At 42.8% G+C, this 16,721-nt stretch carries 13 protein-coding genes and 1 pseudogene; 8 read left to right on the top strand and 6 right to left on the bottom strand.

Annotation, left to right across the window (positions count from 1 at the left end; all coding sequences use genetic code 11):
* The first annotated feature begins 50 nt into the window (after positions 1-50).
* From NT175_02180 to NT175_02170, 3 genes and pseudogenes are all read left to right on the top strand, one after another.
* Positions 51-2,639, top strand: coding sequence for a hypothetical protein (locus NT175_02180; protein ID MCX6233518.1), 2,589 nt, complete (start codon positions 51-53; stop codon positions 2,637-2,639).
* Between the two features lie 37 nt (positions 2,640-2,676).
* Positions 2,677-3,744 carry a DUF4421 domain-containing protein gene (locus NT175_02175; protein MCX6233517.1) on the top strand — a complete coding sequence of 356 codons (1,068 nt, stop codon included), beginning with the start codon at positions 2,677-2,679 and terminating at the stop codon, positions 3,742-3,744.
* A 225-nt stretch (positions 3,745-3,969) separates the two neighbouring features.
* A pseudogene (locus NT175_02170) lies at positions 3,970-4,173 on the top strand (DUF5777 family beta-barrel protein).
* A 5-nt stretch (positions 4,174-4,178) separates the two neighbouring features.
* On the opposite strand, the gene NT175_02165 reads toward NT175_02170, so the two are convergent.
* The 6 genes from NT175_02165 to NT175_02140 all read right to left on the bottom strand — a co-directional run bounded on the left by NT175_02165 (position 4,179) and on the right by NT175_02140 (position 11,075).
* Positions 4,179-5,264 (bottom strand): GDP-L-fucose synthase, encoded by a 1,086-nt coding sequence (locus tag NT175_02165; GenBank protein MCX6233516.1) that lies wholly within the window; start codon positions 5,262-5,264, stop codon positions 4,179-4,181.
* A 25-nt stretch (positions 5,265-5,289) separates the two neighbouring features.
* Positions 5,290-6,405, bottom strand: coding sequence for a GDP-mannose 4,6-dehydratase (gene gmd / locus NT175_02160; protein ID MCX6233515.1), 1,116 nt, complete (start codon positions 6,403-6,405; stop codon positions 5,290-5,292).
* A gap of 9 nt (positions 6,406-6,414) precedes the next feature.
* Positions 6,415-7,704, bottom strand: coding sequence for a nucleotide sugar dehydrogenase (locus NT175_02155; protein MCX6233514.1), 1,290 nt, complete (start codon positions 7,702-7,704; stop codon positions 6,415-6,417).
* A gap of 92 nt (positions 7,705-7,796) precedes the next feature.
* Positions 7,797-8,360 (bottom strand): 1-acyl-sn-glycerol-3-phosphate acyltransferase, encoded by a 564-nt coding sequence (locus NT175_02150; GenBank protein MCX6233513.1) that lies wholly within the window; start codon positions 8,358-8,360, stop codon positions 7,797-7,799.
* A 42-nt stretch (positions 8,361-8,402) separates the two neighbouring features.
* A complete protein-coding gene (locus tag NT175_02145) occupies positions 8,403-9,332 on the bottom strand; it encodes a PfkB family carbohydrate kinase (GenBank protein ID MCX6233512.1) in 930 nt (309 codons plus the stop codon).
* A gap of 6 nt (positions 9,333-9,338) precedes the next feature.
* The gene (locus tag NT175_02140; protein MCX6233511.1) at positions 9,339-11,075 is read right to left on the bottom strand and encodes a DNA polymerase III subunit gamma/tau; all 1,737 of its coding nucleotides are present in this window, start codon (positions 11,073-11,075) and stop codon (positions 9,339-9,341) included.
* 113 nt (positions 11,076-11,188) lie between these two features.
* On the opposite strand from NT175_02140, the gene NT175_02135 reads away from it, so the two are divergent.
* The 5 genes from NT175_02135 (at position 11,189) to NT175_02115 (ending at position 16,483) form a co-directional block, all read left to right on the top strand.
* Positions 11,189-12,496 carry a polysaccharide deacetylase family protein gene (locus NT175_02135; protein ID MCX6233510.1) on the top strand — a complete coding sequence of 436 codons (1,308 nt, stop codon included), beginning with the start codon at positions 11,189-11,191 and terminating at the stop codon, positions 12,494-12,496.
* A 136-nt stretch (positions 12,497-12,632) separates the two neighbouring features.
* Positions 12,633-13,598: a hypothetical protein gene (locus NT175_02130; GenBank protein ID MCX6233509.1), complete on the top strand. Its 966-nt coding sequence runs from the start codon at positions 12,633-12,635 to the stop codon at positions 13,596-13,598.
* 74 nt (positions 13,599-13,672) lie between these two features.
* Complete coding sequence (gene wtpA, locus NT175_02125; GenBank protein ID MCX6233508.1) at positions 13,673-14,644, top strand: tungstate ABC transporter substrate-binding protein WtpA; 972 nt, start codon at positions 13,673-13,675, stop codon at positions 14,642-14,644.
* A complete protein-coding gene (locus NT175_02120) occupies positions 14,641-15,423 on the top strand; it encodes an ABC transporter permease (GenBank protein ID MCX6233507.1) in 783 nt (260 codons plus the stop codon). The genes wtpA and NT175_02120 overlap by 4 nt, the downstream gene beginning before the upstream one ends.
* Positions 15,416-16,483: an ABC transporter ATP-binding protein gene (locus tag NT175_02115; GenBank protein ID MCX6233506.1), complete on the top strand. Its 1,068-nt coding sequence runs from the start codon at positions 15,416-15,418 to the stop codon at positions 16,481-16,483. Before NT175_02120 ends, NT175_02115 begins: the two co-directional genes overlap by 8 nt.
* Positions 16,484-16,721 lie beyond the last annotated feature (238 nt).

Genomic DNA, 16,721 nt, shown 5'->3' with positions numbered 1-16,721 from the left:
AGGATGAAGAATGAAAGATGAAATATAGTGGGAGATTTAAGGAAATGTGTGTGAACAGACCAGCGATCAAAGAATTGTTTTTTGTACTGATGCTTCTGGCTTTTTTCACTGCCAGAGTGGAAGCTCAGATTATCCAGCCCGACAGTCTCAGTGCCGATGAAGTTAAGGCATATAAAGATCAGGTGAGCCAGCTTATCGCCTATCTTGAATCTACATTTAACACAATTGGTGATCCCAAAGTTCCTGTTAAAGAAAAAGATATTATCATCACACAAAGTTATCTCAAGATTTTCAGGGATGAGAAAGTCCAGGTGGAAGACGACCTGGATGAACACCGCGAAGTGGTCACCAATAAAGATATCACCGCCTATCTGAAAGATATCGGTTTCTTTTTCAAAAACGTCCGGTTTAAATTCTTTATCGAACAGGTCGACCAGGAGATTACCGAAACAGGATCAGTCTATTTTAAAGTAACACTGAACCGGAATCTGCAAGGTGTCACTCTTGAGGGTGATTCAATAAATAACAGCATGGTAAGGTACATGGAACTGAACCTGGATTATGATAACCAGGATCTTAAAATTGTCAGCATTTATACGACCAAACTCAGCGAAGCGGGAGAAGCAGCCAATTGGTGGAATTTTCTCGCATCAGGATGGAAACAATTTTTTATCCGCACAGATACCACTCTAAAGTATCTGATGGCCATTAACGATTCTCTGACCATCAACTATCATGACACCATACCGGGCAGCAATCAAACTTATTTTCAACGTATCAAGCAGTTATGGGGAATAACAGACATCGACATTTCTGGAAACCTCGATATGACCTCATTGGATCCGTTGAAAAAATTCACTGGTTTAAGAAACCTGACCATATCAAACACTCTTATTGATGACCTCACGCCAGTAAGGAATCTGACAAAGCTCGAACGTTTGAACTGCTCCGGCACACCGGTCAGAAATCTTCAGCCATTGTATTATTGCACCGGGATCAGGGAGTTGAATATCAGCAATACACAGATCGACAACCTGGATGTGATCACCAATTTGACTCATCTTACTTATATGAATTGTGATAATACCATGATCGAAGACCTGGAGGCTGCCGGCAACCTGATTGAATTAAAAGAACTCCGGTGCCATAATACCCTGATTTGTTATTTGTCGCCTTTGGAGGACCTATTGAAACTTGAAGTTTTGGATGTTTCGGATTGCGACATTACCAACCTTACACCGCTGAAAAGTTTAAAGGGTATTACATTTCTTAATATCAGCAATACACTGGTCACAGATCTAGGGTCCTTACGAAATCTTCAGAACTTGCAGTATTTATATATGGATTATACGCCGGTGAGCGACCTGAATCCACTGATGAGTCTTCCCGGTTTGCGAAGGGTTTATTGTGATCATAGCCAGGTTTCCGCGACTGAAGCCAACAGTCTGAACCAGGCCATACCAGGTATCCTCATCGTGTATGATTCGGGAGAGCTGACTTCATGGTGGATGGATCTGCCTTATTGCTGGAAAAAGGTCTTTGGCTTTGTTGTTTCCCTTGATTCAGTACCTTCACGGGAACAGTTGCACGAAATCACACAAATTCACCGGATTGATATCAGTGGCGATACCTGTATAAATGACCTTCATCCTCTTCAAAAGCTCAACAACCTCAACGAGTTGGACTGTTCAGGCACAAGGATTAATTCGCTGGAGCCTGTCAGTGAAAATATCCACCTCCAGGTGATCAATGCTTCGGCTACAGCGGTCCGTAACCTCGATCCCCTGAGAAACCTGGCATCACTCAAATGGATAGATATTTCAGCTACCAGTGTAACAGACCTGTTGGTTCTGAATAATCTTCAAAACCTTGAATATCTGAAGGTCGAACATTCCGGCATAAGTGACATTATGCCTCTGGCACGCCTCGAAAAACTCGAATCACTGTATGCGGACTATACACTGCTTGACCAGGAAAATGTCAATAAGTTTATGGATATGAATGGCTCCTGCATGGTTATCTGGCAATCGGAACGGTTAAAGGCATGGTGGAACGATCTTCCGGAAGCATGGAAAAATATTTTCAAGACGATAAGCCTTGCAGATCAGATTCCTGACACCGAAAAACTTCATGAGATGGCTAGGCTTGAGGAAATAGCAGTAAATGAAAACAAGATGATCACCGGGCTGGAGCCCTTTGAAATGTTTGTCAGGCTGAAGAAAATAAAAGTGACCAAAACGCCGGTCAGCAGCCTGATACCTCTTGCCAAACTAACCCGGCTCACCAGCATTATATGTTCTGATAATCCTGTCCGCAGCGTTGCACCTATAGCGGGATTGCAAGAGCTTAAGATGCTGGATATTTCCAATACACAGGTAGCAGATATGGAACTTCTTCAAACGATGACAAGCCTTGAAGTACTTAATATTTCCGGAACACCAGTTAAAAACCTGAAATTCATTGAAACTCTTGTCAACCTGAAGGAGCTGGATATTCACAATACCCGCATAAGCCACTTGAAATCACTGGAAAATCTGCACTGGCTTAAGGTACTCAAATGTTATAATACAGGCATATCATCAAAACAAGTTGATAAATTTAAGAATAACCATCCGTCGGTTGAGATAGTTTATTACTGAAATTTACTTAACTTGCCCTGCGATGATACCGCATTCCATGTCAAAAAAATCATCCGAACGGTTCCTGACCATCATTCTTTTCATGGTATTGCTTCAGTCGCCTTTCCTGCATGCTCAGATGAAGATTGAATGGACACCGGGCGAATGCGACACAAATTATATTAGTGACCATTCCCTCCAGCTCACAACGCGCTTCTTCGCTTCAACCAGAAGTACCACTATCAGCCTGTATGACAGTGATGTCAACCAGACTCTGCGTTATTTACCCAATGAAAACATGATCCTCGGTACCGGTTTCAGCTATAAATTCCTGACTATTAATGTTGGCTTCAATTTCCCGGGTCTCAATAATGATAATGAACGGTTTGGAAAGACCAATTTTTTTGGTTTACAGGCACACCTGTACGGCCGAAAAAGTGTCATTGATCTCTATGGGCAGCATTATAAAGGATTCTACTTATCAAATCCACAGGACTTTATTCCGGAATGGCCTGAAGATAAATACCCGAAAAGACGGGATCTTGAATCATTCAGCTTTGGTATCCATTTCATGCATGTTTTTAATGATAAGCGTTTTTCTTACCGGGCATCGTTCGACCAGACCGACTGGCAGAAAAAATGTGCCGGTTCATTCCTGCTTGGCGGTGAGGTTTATTATATCATCACCGATGCCGATTCATCCATTATACCTTTTGAACTAACCGATCCCACGTTTTTCGACGGTGTCAAATATCAGCAGTCGAATGTTTTTACCATTGGTCCTTCAGGAGGATATGCTTATACGGTCGTTCTATGGAAACATGTGTTCCTCACCCTTTCCCTTGTCGGTGGTGTATCTTTCGGACATACAGCCTTCTATGAGAGTCCAGACAAAGATAAAAAGATTGGAAATTTCACATTTAATTACGGGGTGACAGGTCGCGGGGCCTTGGGGTACAACAGCCGGTCATTTTATATCGGATTATCAAATACCATCCTGACTATACGCAACCAGACACCAATTGACCAGGCCTGGCTGGATTTTCAAACCGGTATATTAAATTTTAACATTGCCAAAAGGTTCAAAATAAGAACTCCCGTCAGAGTTTTCGGCATCACATTTTAAGTAGGTAATTACTTGTATATTTGCAGCAAATTTCTAATTCATTGTTAAATATACAAATATGAAGAGATATCTCAAAATTATTGGAATTCTTGCAGTACTATGTATTGTTGCCGCACTGCTTATTTATAAGTTTATATACAATAAACCCCATCGGGATTATGAAAAGGCCAAAGCAGAATTCACCATAGAAGCTTCTGCTATGTCCTTCCCGGGCAAATTACCAAGGAATATGATAATTCATTGTCTGTCGGTCTTGACATTGAAACCGGAGGCCATGTTTTCCAGCTCTTCTTTACTAACTCCTTTCCCCTGATCGAAAAGGGATTCCTGACTGAAACACAGGGAAAATGGACAAAAGGAGATATCTATTTCGGTTTTAATATATCCCGTGTCTTCACACTGGTGAAACCCAAAAGTTATAAAGAGTAGCCTGTTTATTTAATATAATTCTGATAAACCTGAAGAATCCCTTCGTCAAGACTGATCTTTGGCTTCCAACCCAGGGCATTTAAACGTGAAACATCCAATAATTTTCTCGGAGTGCCATCAGGTTTGGTGCTGTCAAATTCGAGGTCACCACTAAATCCGGTAATATCCTTTACCTTATAGGCCAGATCATATATCGAAATATCCTCTCCGCAACCAATATTCACATGTCTGCTGCCTGCTGCTTGCCGACTGCCGGAGGCAGAATCAGGGGCATTATAATGATTCATTAAAAACACCACCGCATCAGCCAGGTCATCCACATAAAGGAATTCCCGCAAAGGAGAACCTGTTCCCCAAAGACGAATAACTACAAAAGATTGATGCCTTTTAAAAATCCCATATTTCTCCAGGATGTTTAGAATCTGATCCATAGGTGCATCACCATTGATGCCCTCAATAGGACGTTTAATCAGATCCTGGCGAATAGAATCTATATCATTGCTATCCAAACACTTTCCCAGGTGCATCTTACGTATTAGAGCCGGAAGAACATGCGACTTCTCCAGATCATAATTATCATTCGGCCCGTAAAGATTGGTGGGCATAACTGAAATAAAATTGCAGCCATACTGGTCGTGATAAGCATCGCACATTTTTATTCCAGCGATTTTTGCAATGGCATAGGGTTCATTTGTAGGTTCGAGAAGCCCGGTGAGCAAATATTCTTCTCTTATAGGCTGTGGCGCCAATTTAGGGTAAATACAACTGCTCCCGAGAAACAACAATTTCTTCACCCCATAAACATAACTGAAATGGATGAGATGATTCTGGATCATAAGATTTTCGTAAAGAAACTGTGCACGGTAAGTATCATTAGCAATGATACCGCCAACTTTGGCTGCAGCGTCAAACACATATTCTGGCCTTTCCGTTTTAAAAAAACTTTCCGCAGCCTTTTGGTCAATCAGGTCAAGTTCCTCCTGGGTTTTCAAAATAAAATTTGAAAATCCCAAATCAAGCAGTTTCCTATGTATGGCCGAACCCACAAGCCCTGTGTGGCCTGCGATGTATATTTTGCTATTGATTTCCATATGGTATGCGAAATAACATGGATGGTCATTCTTCAAAATATCCCCTGACGTCGAATCCATTCTCCTTTAAAAACTTCTCCCTTTTCATTAATCTCAGGTCCGATTCCACCATCTCCTTTACAAGCCTCTGGAGATCATACCTTGGATACCATCCCAGCTTTTCTCTTGCCTTAGTGGCATCACCGACAAGGACATCTACTTCTGTCGGACGGAAATAATGAGGATCCACCTCGAGAATAAGTTTGTCTTTTGGAAGCTGATAATCGGGAAAATGACAATTTTTGATGTATCCTTTTTCATCGATACCCTGACCTTTAAATTCAATCTCGATACCGATTTCGCTGAAAGCGAGCCTGATAAAGTCGCGTACTTCCGTTGAAATCCCGGTACTGATGACATAATCATCAGGGTTATCCTGCTGAAGAATGAGATACATGGCTCTGATATAGTCTTTTGCATGGCCCCAGTCACGCCTGGCCGACAAATTACCGATATAAAACTTATCCTGCATGCCAAGGGCGATTCTGGCCACTGCCATGGTGATCTTACGGGTCACAAAAGTTTCACCCCTGATGGGTGATTCATGGTTAAAGAGAATGCCGTTGCAGGCAAATATGTTGTATGCCTCGCGGTAATTCACAGTTATCCAGTAACCATAAAGCTTAGCCACCCCATAAGGGCTGCGTGGCGAAAATGTGGTCGTTTCCGATTGCGGATATTCTTTTGTATTACCATACAATTCCGACGTTGATGCCTGGTAGAAACGTGTTTTTTTCTCGAGATTCAACAGGCGGATAGCCTCCAGCAACCTCAGCGTGCCAAGGGCATCAGCATTGGCGGTGTATTCTGAAGTCTCAAAACTTACCTGAACATGCGACTGGGCCGCCAGATTATAGATCTCATCAGGCTGGATTTCCTGTATGATGCGTATCAGATTTGTGGAATCTGTCATATCACCATAATGGAGAATAAAATTCTTATTTGCCACATGCGGATCCTGGTAGAGGTGATCAATACGCAAGGTGTTGAAAAGGGAACTTCGCCGTTTAATGCCATGGACAATGTATCCCTTTTTAAGTAAAAACTCTGCAAGATAAGCTCCATCCTGCCCGGTAATCCCTGTAATCAATGCTGTTTTCATCACTTGTGATTATAAGCTCCAGTAGGCTATGTTTTTTATCCTGGTCCTGTAAATACCCTTTACATCAACCAAAAGCGCTATTGGAGCGGTTATGGATTTAAAATAATCCTCTGTCAGATGCCTGAATTCTTCATGAGCCACCGCAACAATCACCGTATCATAATGTGCTGTTGGATGACTGATGAGTGTGAATCCATACACTCTTTCAGCCTCAGCAGGAGATACTCTGGGATCATATACTTCCACATCCACTCCATAACTCTTCAACTCAACCACGATATCTCTGACACGGGAATTCCGGATATCACTGACATTCTCTTTGAACGTGATGCCCATGACCAGCACCCTGGAGTTGAGAATATTCTTCCCCTGGGCGATCATTTTCTTCACAGTTTGTTTGGCGACATAATATCCCATGGTATCATTAACAAAACGACCGGCGTTGATGACCTGCGGGTGATAACGGTACTTCCTGGCTTTATAGGCCAGATAATACGGATCGACACCAATGCAATGACCGCCGACAAGACCAGGATGGAACATCAGGAAATTCCATTTGGTGCCGGCAGCTTCCAGAACCTCATAGGTGTTGATTCCCATACGGTTAAAGATGATCGACAGCTCATTCATCAGTGCAATATTAACATCTCTCTGTGTATTTTCAATGATTTTGGCCGCTTCGGCGACCTTTATGCAGGATGCCCTGTGCACTCCTGCATCCACTACCATCTCATATATTTTTGCTATGATTTCCAATGACTCAATATCACATCCGGATACAATTTTAACGACTGTCTTAAGTGTATGAATTTTATCCCCGGGATTAATACGTTCGGGTGAATATCCGACCTTAAAATCCTTTATTACGACCATTTTGCTTATCTGTTCAAGAACGGGGATACAATCTTCCTCGGTTGCACCGGGGTAAACCGTCGATTCGTAGACCACATAATCACCGCGTCTGAGGAATCTGGCGACGGTTTGTGTCGCTGCGATCAGATAGCTGATGTCAGGCATGCTGCTGTCGTCGACAGGTGTAGGCACAGCGATGATGTGAAACGAAGCCTCTGCCAGCCTTGCAGGGTCTGAAGTAAATTCGATATCACATCCATCGAATTCTGAAGAGGCCATTTCACCACCGGGATCAGTATGCACTTTTAATAATTTCACCCGCTCTTCGCTCTGATCGAAAGCTGTTACCGATAGTTTTTTCGCAAATTCAAGTGCCAATGGCAATCCAACATAACCGAGCCCAATGACAGAAAGCCTTGTCTCTTTATTTAATAATTTCCGGTAGATATCCATAATAATCGCAGAAAATATGAGGAACCACTGTGGTTCTTAGTATTACAATCCTGATTCAAGATACTGAGAAAGGCCATCCATAATTCTTATGCAGGATTTTTCTGACTCAGGTTGAACTTCTCAGGATATTTTGGATGTTTCTCCCTGTAAAAATCCTCAATGCCAGCAAAATCCTTTATAAAATCACCCGTAGGATAAATCACCTTGCCAATGCCACCTTCTTTATATTTATAATCCAGATATCCCAATGCAATGGGCACTTTAGCCCTGGCGGCAATAAAGTAAAAACCCCTTTTCCAGCGTGGCACCAGCTTCCGGGTACCCTCCGGAGTTATAACGATATACAGTGAATTATATTTTTCGAACAGTGCTGCGATCTGGTCAACCAGGCCTGAACTCTTGCTTCGATCAACAGATATTCCGCCCATGGCTATCAGTATCGGACCAAGAAGAGGTTTAAACATTTCCTTTTTTATCAGAAATTTGACTTTTATTCCAAAATACCAGAATGCCAGTCTGCCAACGACAAAATCCCAGTTACTGGTATGAGGCGCTTCAATGACAATACATTTTTTAATACCGGCGGGTAAACCGCCGATGACACGCCAGCCAAATAAACGTAAAACAAATTTTGAAAGTGCTTTCAACATGGATTGGATCAGGATATAAGAATTGATACAAATATAAAAATTTTACTTGTCCGACGACGAGTAAGCTCTTGCAAACTCCGTTGAAATGTAGTTTTCATCACTCCCACAAACACAGGCACCAAAGTCGATACCGGCTCCGATGATCCCATCCCATTGTTTTTCAGATAATCTACCGACATTGCTCTTCGCCACATTATACCGATAAAACATTAAAATAATTCCGGCATTGAAACTGTCACCGGCTCCAACGGTGCTTACAGCAGAAATAAGAGGAACCGGATAATGCTTTGTCATCGCCTCTGTTACAAGAGTTACACCGCGACTGCCACTGGTATAAATGAGATTTTTACAGCCATATCCCGATATGATCTTATAAACCTCCGTAACACCGGTCTTGCCAAAAATGAACATAAAATCTTCATCCGATCCCCTGACGACATCGGCAGATGAAATATTTTCAATTATTGAGGCCATAACCTGTTTCAGATGTGGAAGATGAGGACGGCGAAAATTCGGGTCATACAGAATCATCATATCCTTTTGCTTTGCTGATTCCAGTATCTTCAATATCTGAGGCCGGTTCGCTGCCCTGAGTGAATAAAATGATCCAAAAATAAGGATATCGTTCTGATGGAAAACAGGCATTGCACACAAGGATTCCTTCACGACATCATCATGATAAAAAGAGTATTCAGCATTTTTTTGTTTGTCAAGAAATGCGAGAGCCAGTGCAGTGCGGCCGTCATAACGATATACATATTCCGTACTGACATGGTGTTCGGCAAGAAACCTGCTGATCAGTTCTCCGGTTTTATCGCTGGCAAATCCGCTTACCAGATATACAGGAATATTTGAGCGCCCCAGCGAAACTGCGCAGTTTACCATCGAGCCTCCGGGCCGGGCCACTATTTTATCCTCAGTTTGAAATATGATATCCAATAGGGTTTCACCTATGGCAAATACCTTTCGCATAAAAAATTAAAAATCTATCTCCAGATCAAGCTTTTCTTTGAAAGTGATGATATCCGGATTTTTCCCCGCCATCTTTTTAAACTTCTCCATGGGCGTATAGGGTTTCAGATCATGCTGATCGTTAGTCAGAACCGTGATCATCCGGATAAGGTCATTCCGCAGTTGCCGGCGCAGGTGGGCCAGCACCTCAGCCTTACGTATCTCATCTTCCTGAACTTTATTATCAATGGCGAATTCAATCACAAAATCCTCTTTCAGCTGTGGCTTGCGCCGTGTAAGAGTCGCGTAAAGAATAGGATGAGTTTCCGACAGCGGATCTGAAAAATCTTTCCATGACTTTTCAAGGTCTTCCTGGCTGAAGGGTGTATCCAGTTTCTCAACAAGATCAGTAGAGCCATTTTGATTGTTCTGCAGGTTAGTAATGGCTAACTTATTGTTTTCCATCCTTTCCTTGATGGAAAAGCCCGTTCCCTTAATGGGAGACTTTATCGTTCCATTGCCCGTCACCGCCGGCGGTTTGGAAATGCCTGAAATGACCTGTTTTCCCTGGTCAGGCGATGGCACAGGTGCGTGTGATGGGGCTTTATCTTCTTTTTTTGCCGGTGGTATGCTCCTGAGGCTATCTGTATCTTTTATCGAGGAGTCTTTGGACCGTAATACAGAACACATCTGCATCAAAGCTAACTCGAGGAGTAACCGTTTATTGTTGCTGCTTTTGTAATTAATATCTGCTTTACCATTGATATCCAGAGCCTTAAGAAGCAAGTCAACGGAACACCTGGCCGACTGTTCATGATAGCGGTAACGGATGCTGGCGCCAACCTCCAGCAGTTTGAGGGTGGCAGGATCCTCGCAAACTAACAGGTCGCGCAGATGCTCCCCCAGACCGGTGATGAAATGCTGGCTGTCGAAACCGTTATCAATGATCTCATTAAGTGTGAGTAAAGCACCGGATATGTCACTATTCAGAATGGAATCGACGATTCTGAAATAATAATCATAATCGAGTACATTAAGGTTCCGGATGACCGTTTCATAAGTCAGGTCATTACCGGCAAAGCTGACGATCTGGTCAAACATCGAAAGGGCGTCGCGCATGGCGCCGTCAGCCTTCTGGGCTATGATATGCAGGGCATCTTCATCGGCCGTCACCTCCTCATTTTTTGCGACAAATGCCAGCTGACCGGCGATATCCTCGACACTGATCCGCTTAAAATCAAAAATCTGGCAGCGCGACAGAATGGTCGGGATGATTTTATGCTTTTCAGTTGTAGCCAGGATAAACTTGGCATAAGACGGCGGCTCCTCCAGTGTTTTCAGAAAAGCATTGAAAGCCGCCTGTGAAAGCATGTGTACTTCGTCAATGATATAGACCTTGTATTTGCCAATTTGCGGCGGTATGCGCACCTGGTCGACCAGGTTGCGGATATCATCAACCGAGTTATTTGATGCTGCATCCAGCTCATGAATATTGAATGATGCGGTTGTATTAAATGACAAGCAGGGCTTGCAGGTATTGCATGGCTCTATGTTCTCGGTGATATGTTCACAATTTATAGTCTTTGCCAGGATACGTGCGCAGGTGGTTTTGCCGACACCCCGTGGCCCGCAGAACAGAAAAGCCTGTGCAAGCTGGTTGTTCCTGATCGCATTTTTTAATGTCACGGTTATTGAACCCTGCCCGATAACGGTATCAAAGGTTGCCGGACGATATTTCCTGGCTGATACAATAAAATTCTCCATCCCAATCTGATTCGTGTGAAGGTCCAAATTTACATACTTTTTTAACCAATTCCTGACAGAGCTGAATTAAAATTCATTGTTTTTCGTTATCTTGCCATGGAATCGAAAATCCTATGCTGTTAATTCATGCCATTAAAATAACCTCCCGTCTAGAATATACTTTAAAACTGGTATTCAATGAATTACTAGGAATTAAATACACTATAACTACCAATCACGAAGATTTCAAATCGTTCACAGGTCCGAAGTTTATATATGCCACTGAATCCTTTGATGAAGGACTTTTTTTTGCCGCCACAGATCTTCTTTTCGAAACAGGCATCAGAAACCATGAACTGAAATTCTTCCCTCTCGATGATTCCGTTGCTTTCTTTCAGGTTGATGACAACCGTTCAGCCCTGCCCTTCGACCCTTTTGCAGCCAGCTTCTACCTGGTATCAAGATATGAAGAGTACCTGCCCAATAACAGGGACAATCACAACCGTTTTAGTGCCACTGAGAGTATTGCTTATCAGCAACATTTTTTGAATAAGCCGCTCGTCAACATCTGGTCAAAGAAAATTGCCGGCATTCTCAGTGAACGATATCCTGAACTGGACTTTCCGGAAAAACAATTTCATTTTATCCCGACGATAGATATCGACTCAGCTTACGCTTTCAGGATGAAAGGACTTTTCAGGACAACAGGCGCGTACCTGAGGGCATTAACCAGGTTCAACATCGCCGATATCATTGACAGGACCGCAGTCCTGATGCGACGCCGCCGCGATCCGTTCGATACCTTCGACTATCTTACCGACATCCACCAAAGCAATAATCTTCATCCAATATACTTTTTCCTGATGGGCGATTATGGCAGATATGATAAAAATATTCCACACGGTCATCCTGCATTACAGGCTCTGGTTAAATCCATTTCCGCGAGGAACGATGTTGGCATTCATCCTTCCTATGGTTCCAATAAGGCTCCCGGGAAACTGAAAAAAGAAATAGACCGGTTGTCGGAGATCACCGGAAAGGAGATCACAAAAAGCCGCCAGCATTTTTTAAAAATTGTTATGCCGGATACTTATAACAGGTTAATCGATGCCGGTATTACAGATGATTATACGTTGGGTTACGCTTCAGAACCTGGCTTCAGAGCAGGTATATGTGATCCGTTCAACTTTTACGATCTGGAAAAAGAGAACGAAACAACTTTGCGGGTGCATCCCTTTACAATTATGGATGGTACACTGAAGGATTATAAAAACCTTTCCCCACCTGATGCATTGGAACACATCAAATTGCTGTTCGACGAAGTGAAGAAGGTAAATGGTACATTCATCAGCCTCTGGCATAACGAATCGCTGGGTGAATGCTGCAGGTGGATAGAGTGGAGAAATGTTTATGAAGAAATGCTGAGTTATGCAAGCAAATAATTATTGATGTGAATCAAGAGTTATTTCAATATCAAATTGGTTTAACCGCAGAGGACGCAAAGGAGGCGCAGAGGACGCAAAAGTTTTAGATAATTACTTACATTCGTTTCTTCACATATTAATAATCAACTAATTAATGATTAACTACTTACGACGGGCAGATATCAGTACTGAAAAGTGGGATGATTGCATACGGAATGCATCCAATGGATTGGTATATGGCTATTCATGGTACCTCGATCTGGTTTCACCCGAATGGGAGGCACTGGTTGAAGGAGATTACCGGCGTGTCTTTCCGCTGACTCACCGGCGGAAATTCGGAATAAATTATTTATACCAACCCTTTTTCACCCAGCAGTTGGGCGTTTTCTCAACAGATCCGCTCTCTGAAGAAATTGTCGGGTCATTTATAGAGGCTATTCCACCAAAATACCGTTTTGCAGAAATAAACCTGAACTCTCAGAACAAGCTTGCTCAGGATAAATTCAACATTGTCAGAAGACTCAACCTCGAGCTGGACTTGAATTTTCCGTATGAAAATCTATATAAAAACTATTCTCAGAATACCAAAAGAAATATAAAGAAAGCCATTGAATCAGGTATCACTGTAACCAAAAATGTCAGGCCTGATGATCTGATAATCCTTTTCAGGAAAAATAAAGGGAAAGAGATATTACATCTGATGGACAAAGACTACCTTTTATTGAAGCGCGTGGTTTATGCCTGCCTGCACAAGGGTATGGCACAGGTATGGGGAGCCTATACAGCGACCAACGATCTGTGTGCAGGGATCATCTTTATTTTCAGTCATCAAAGAGCTATATTTTATTTTTCAGCAACCAATGAAACCGCACGTGAAAACGGGGCTATGCCGTTTCTTATCGACACATTCATAAAAGAACATGCTCAATCGCGCGAGATCTTTGATTTTGAAGGTTCAAATGATATTAACCTTGCCCGCTTTTATAAAAGCTTTGGAGCTGTTGAAAATCAATATCATCAGCTGGTCGTCAACAAACTACCCGGAGTGGTATGCCTGGGATTAAAAATAGTAAAAGACCTCAGAAAACGACTTGGGTACCAATCTATCCTTTTTTTATAAATTTGAAAGCCGGTCATGTGAACGACTATTATATGTCCCGGTCTTTTGTAAAATTAATTATTCCAAACCTGTCTATGAAGATAAAATCAATTATCTGGATGCTTTTCATGATATCAATTTTATTCAGTATCATAGGATGCAAGGAGAACAGGGTCCCAAAAGGGTTGTCAGGCGACCTGATCATTTTTCATGCCGGGAGCTTGTCAGTTCCGTTTAAGGAAATTGCTGCAGCTTTTAACAAAGAGTATCCGGCCGTTAATATCCTGCTGGAACCTGCAGGCAGTGTGGCATCGGCCAGAAAGATCACCGATCTGGGCCGGCCTTGTGATATTCTGGCATCATCCGATTATAGGGTCATTGATGATATGCTCATTCCCAAATATGCCGGCTGGAATATCCGCTTTGCCAGCAATGAGATGGTCATCGCTTATACTCCTAAATCAAAATACCTTGAAACTATTGATTCCATAAACTGGTGCAGGATCCTTCTGCAAAACGATGTTCTCTATGGGCGTGCCGATCCTGACCAGGATCCCTGTGGATACAGAACGGTGATGACACTCATGCTGGCAGAAAAATATTATGGCTCTGCTGATATGGTAAAGAACTTTATTAATAAGGATGTCAATTATATTCGTCCAAAAGAAGTTGATCTTTTGCCGCTTCTCGAAACCAATAGTGTGGATTATATCTTCATTTACCGGTCGGTGGCAGAACAACATAAATTGAAATATCTCCGTTTGCCCGACGAGATAAATCTTGAAAACCCTGCTCTGGCTGAACTTTATTCCGGGGTTTCGGTGGATATCGTCGGCGACACACCTGATACCCGTAAAACTATTAAGGGCGAACCCATGGTTTATAGTATGACCATATTAAATAATGCTCCGAATAATGAAGCAGCCATGGCTTTTACAACTTTTTTACTCAATCCCGACAAAGGAATGGCTATCATGATCAGGAATGGTCAGCCATCCGTTATCCCATCCACTGCCACAGGTTATGATCAGCTACCAGCCTCATTAAAAAAATACGCCACAAAATGATTAAACGGGATGGATTCCATTTATTGTTCACATTCCTTGGGGGATTGGTGCTTCTGTTTATCATTGCACCATTGCTGGGTATGTTTCTTAAGACCGGTCCGACAGATCTGGTAAAGACAGCTCAGGATGCTGAGGTGACACGTAGCATTTGGCTGACATTATGGACGTCGATGCTGGCGACCATCGTCTTTGGTGCCGGAGCTATTCCATTGGCCTGGTTGCTGGCCAGGAAAAATTTCCGTTTCAAGCAGCTTATTCTGGGCATCATCGATCTGCCTATTGTCATCCCGCATTCTGCAGCCGGCATAGCAGTGCTTGGTTTTATCTCACGTGATTCAGTTGTAGGGAAAGCCGCCTCTTTGGTCGGGATTAACTTTATCGGACACCCTGCAGGTATAGCTGTTGCGATGGCCTTTGTAAGTATCCCTTTTTTAATCAATGCTGCACGTGATGGTTTTGCAAGTGTGCCTTTACGCCTTGAACATGCTGCGCTGAACCTTGGCGCCCGCCCCAGCCGGGTATTCTTCTCCATATCACTGCCGTTGGCCTGGCGAAATATCGTGTCGGGCCTTATCATGATGTTCGCACGCGGCATGAGCGAATTTGGCGCCGTAGTCATTGTCGCCTACCACCCCATGATCACACCTGTATTGATATATGAAAGGTTCGGGGCTTTCGGACTGAAATATGCCCGGCCTGTGTCAGTCATATTTATTCTCATTTCACTGCTATTTTTTATCCTGTTACGGTCGCTGGCAAAAAATAAGAAAAATGCTTGAAATCAGGAATCTGACTAAAAATTACGGTGAGTTTAAGATCGCTGGTGTAAACCTGACAGTCCAAAAAAATGACTATTTTGTCATCCTCGGTATGTCGGGTGCCGGAAAAACCCTGCTACTGGAGTTAATCGCAGGGCTTGTCATTCCTGATGAGGGCGAAATTTCCCTTGAAGGTAGGAATATAACCCATGAAAAGATACAGAAAAGGCAGGTTGGCATGGTGTTTCAGGATCATGCTATTTTCCCGCATATGTCGGTCAGAGAAAATATCGCCTTTGGATTGAGTAAGAAAATGCTGAATAAAAGGGATTTTACCTCCGGGATTTTAAAACTCACCGATGAAATGTCGATATCGCATTTGCTTGACAGAAAGCCTGCAACACTGTCGGGAGGAGAGCTTCAGCGTGTTGTCCTGGCAAGAACACTGGCCAGCCATCCAAAACTGCTCCTTCTTGATGAACCATTGGCCTCTCTTGATGTACAGATCCGTTCAGACATGCGGAAACTTTTACGCCAGATACACCAGAGCGGGCAAACAATCATTCATGTTACCCATGACTATGAAGAAGCCATCTCACTGGCTACCAGAGTGGCAGTTATAAATAAAGGTGCTATCATTCAAGCCGGCGGGGCAGAGGAAGTCTTCCATCATCCTAAATCGGCATTCGTCGCCAACTTCACAGGTATTAAAAATTTCTTTCCTGTCACACTTATCAGATCGCGCAACTATCCTGAAGAAAAGACGGTGGAAGCTAAAGTTCATGACCAGCTATCTATTTATCTGCTGACCGACAGTTCAAATATGCAAGGCTTTATTATGATCCGGGGAGAAGACATTATAATCTCCAATGCAAAAATTGAAACCAGCGCTGTCAACTGCCTGCAGGCTACAATCACCGATATTCACCCTGGCATTCATGGCATGGAACTGCATATTGACTGTGGCATCGACCTTGTGGCGGTGATCAGTAAACAATCATTGACAGCTCTCAACCTGTACGAAGGGAAAAATATCTGGATTTCATTTAAGGCATCAGCAGTCAAATACCTTGAAAATTAAAAGAGGCTCCGTAATTCAGTCAGAGCCTCTCCTGGTATAAACCTTTCAAAAATTAACCCCCTCTTCGAAAGATTTAAGGTCGTTTTGACTCCTTTTAATCCAAATATACATTACAAACCGTTTGGTTTACACACAGACGAATAAAAATCCAGTCCGTAGCTCAAGCGCTGCACGTGCTCGAAGCACAATCATTTATATTTGCGCAATAATCTAAAATTCGACATTTTATGAAACGAGC

Source organism: Bacteroidota bacterium (assembly GCA_026391695.1).
Classification (GTDB): domain Bacteria; phylum Bacteroidota; class Bacteroidia; order Bacteroidales; family JAGONC01; genus JAPLDP01.
Note: the sequence above shows the minus strand (reverse complement) of the source record. Positions and strands in the feature narration are given on the sequence as shown.